Below are 2,586 nucleotides of genomic sequence, written 5' to 3' on the forward strand. Positions count from 1 at the left end.
GGGCCCGCGGGCGCGACCGGGCCCGGGGTGACCTGCCCCGGGACGGCGGCGCCGTCGAGCTGCGTCATCTGGTCCGCGACGGCGGCCGGATCGACCCCGCCGCCCGGCGGGCGCCCGAACGAGACGCCCCGGTTGTCCTGCGGACCGCTGCCGGGCGTTTCGCCTGTACCCGGCGTAGGGTGATCCCCTGCCATCTGATTCCCCGTCATGTCTGGATGCGTCCCCCTGGCGGTGCCGTCCACGGCCCCGATTGGGACGGGTGAGAAGTGGCACCATGTTAGTGGTGCGTGGTTTTCGGCCGTCGCCAGGACGGCGGTTCCCCGTCCCCGCAGGTCCAGGCCGCGCAACACCTTCACCCCCCGATCACCGCGCCCCCACGCCCGCGCCCCCGCTCGCCGGCCCGCGCCGGGCGGCCGCCGTCCGCGCCCCCCTGCGCGCCCGCCCGCCGCAGCCGGGATCCCCGCCCGGGCCCCCGGGCCGTACCCTTCAGGAGTTGAAGGGGACGCCCGGCGGAGGGGTCCCCGCCCTGGGAGGGTGGATCATGTCGACGGACACACCGGGCTCGCAGTCGTCGCTGCACCGGGCGAACCTGGAACGGGTGCTCCGCGCGGTGCGGATGGCCGGCTCGCTGACCCAGGCCGAGATCGCCCGCGGCACCGGACTGTCCGCGGCCACCGTGTCCAACATCGTGCGGGAGTTGAAGGAGAGCGGCACCGTCGTGGTCGCCGACACCTCCTCCGGCGGCCGCCGCGCCCGCAGCGTCTCGCTCAGCGGGGACGCCGGCATCGTGGTCGGCATCGACTTCGGCCACACCCACCTGCGTGTCGCGGTCGGCAACCTGGCCCACCGGGTGCTGGCCGAGGAGAGCGCCCCGATCGACGTCGACGTCTCCGCCCAGCAGGGCTTCGACCGCGCCGAGGCGATGGTCGAGCGGCTGCTGACGCAGGCCGGCTTCCGTTCCGACAAGGTGATCGGCGTCGGCCTCGGCGTGCCCGGCCCGATCGACGTGGAGACCGGCGCGCTCGGCTCCACCGCGATCCTGCCCGGCTGGACGGGCATCGCCCCGGGCCGGGAGCTGGCCGAGCGGCTCGGCATGCCGGTGCACGTGGACAACGACGCCAACCTGGGTGCGCTCGGCGAGCTGGTCTGGGGCGCCGGCCGCGGGCTGAGCGACCTCGCCTACATCAAGGTCGCCAGCGGGGTCGGCGCCGGGCTGGTGGTGAACGGCCAGATCTACCGCGGCCCGGGCGGCACCGCGGGTGAGATCGGGCACATCACCCTGGACGAGGCCGGGCCGGTCTGCCGCTGCGGCAACCGCGGCTGCCTGGAGACCTTCGTCGGTTCCCGCTACCTGCTCTCGCTGCTCGCCCCCACCCTCGGCCAGGACCTCAGCCTGCCCCGGGTGGTCGAGCTGGCCCAGCAGGGCGACCTCGGCTGCCGCCGGGTGATCGCCGACGCGGGCCGGCAGATCGGCACCGGCGTCGCCACCCTCTGCAACCTGCTGAACCCCCGCCGGGTGATCCTCGGCGGGGACCTCGCCGAGGCCGGTGAGCTGGTGCTCGCCCCGATCCGGGACTCGGTGGCCCGGTACGCGATCCCGAGCGCGGCTCGTCAGCTCTCGGTCGTCCCCGGCACCCTCGGCGGCCGGGCCGAGGTGCTCGGCGCGCTGGCCCTGGTGATGAGCGAGATGGGGGAGTCCGGCGCGCTGGGCCGCGCCTGACGCCGCCGTCCGGTCCGCCCGCGTATTCAAACGCCTGTACGTCAACCTGAGGTGACCCGGCTTCCCGGCCCGACCTCCCGGAATGGCGGTAACCGAACGGTGGCACCGGGCGCGCCGCTTGGTGTCCGGCAGGCGGACATTAGACTCGACCGGTCGCCACCGGCCGGACCGTCGGACTGCCGCCGGGCCGGGCAGCGACGCCCGTCGGACCGTCCGTGGTCCGCGAACACTGAACGAGGAGGAACGGGTGGCCCTGCTGACCCGCATTCGGGGACCGCGCGATCTCGACCGGCTCACGCCCGGACAGCTGGCCGCACTGGCCCAGGAGATCCGGACCTTCCTGGTGACCGAGGTCTCCAAGACGGGTGGCCACCTCGGGCCCAACCTCGGCGTGGTGGAGCTCACCATCGCGCTGCACCGGGTCTTCGACTCCCCGCGCGACCGCATCCTCTTCGACACCGGCCACCAGAGCTACGTCCACAAGCTGCTCACCGGCCGCCAGGACTTCTCCCGGCTGCGGATGAAGGGCGGCCTGTCCGGCTACCCGTCCCGGGCCGAGTCCGAGCACGACGTGATCGAGAACTCGCACGCCTCCACGGTCCTCTCGTACGCCGACGGCCTGGCCAAGGCCAACCAGATCCTGGGCAAGAACGACCCGGTCGTCGCGGTGATCGGCGACGGCGCGCTCACCGGCGGCATGGCCTGGGAGGCGCTCAACAACATCGCCGACGCCAAGGACCGCCCGCTCGTCATCGTCGTGAACGACAACGAGCGCTCGTACTCCCCGACCATCGGCGGCCTGGCCAACCACCTCGCCACCCTGCGCACCACCCAGGGCTACGAGCGCTTCCTGTCCTGGGGCAAGG

2 protein-coding genes and 1 pseudogene are annotated in these 2,586 nt (G+C 73.9%); 2 read left to right on the plus strand and 1 reads right to left on the minus strand.

Annotated elements, in window-relative coordinates; genetic code table 11:
- Nucleotides 1-242: pseudogene (locus tag AE652_RS48125) on the minus strand (hypothetical protein); the annotation flags it as partial.
- 299 nt (nucleotides 243-541) lie between these two features.
- On the opposite strand from AE652_RS48125, the gene AE652_RS11980 reads away from it, so the two are divergent.
- Both AE652_RS11980 and AE652_RS11985 read left to right on the plus strand, forming a co-directional pair.
- Nucleotides 542-1,720 carry an ROK family transcriptional regulator gene (locus AE652_RS11980; RefSeq protein WP_049651274.1) on the plus strand — a complete coding sequence of 393 codons (1,179 nt, stop codon included), beginning with the start codon at nucleotides 542-544 and terminating at the stop codon, nucleotides 1,718-1,720.
- A gap of 247 nt (nucleotides 1,721-1,967) precedes the next feature.
- The coding region (locus AE652_RS11985; protein WP_049651275.1) for a 1-deoxy-D-xylulose-5-phosphate synthase N-terminal domain-containing protein at nucleotides 1,968-2,586 on the plus strand (619 nt) is incomplete at its 3' end.

Origin of the sequence: Kitasatospora sp. MY 5-36 (assembly GCF_001182915.1) — a bacterium.
Taxonomy (GTDB): domain Bacteria; phylum Actinomycetota; class Actinomycetes; order Streptomycetales; family Streptomycetaceae; genus Kitasatospora.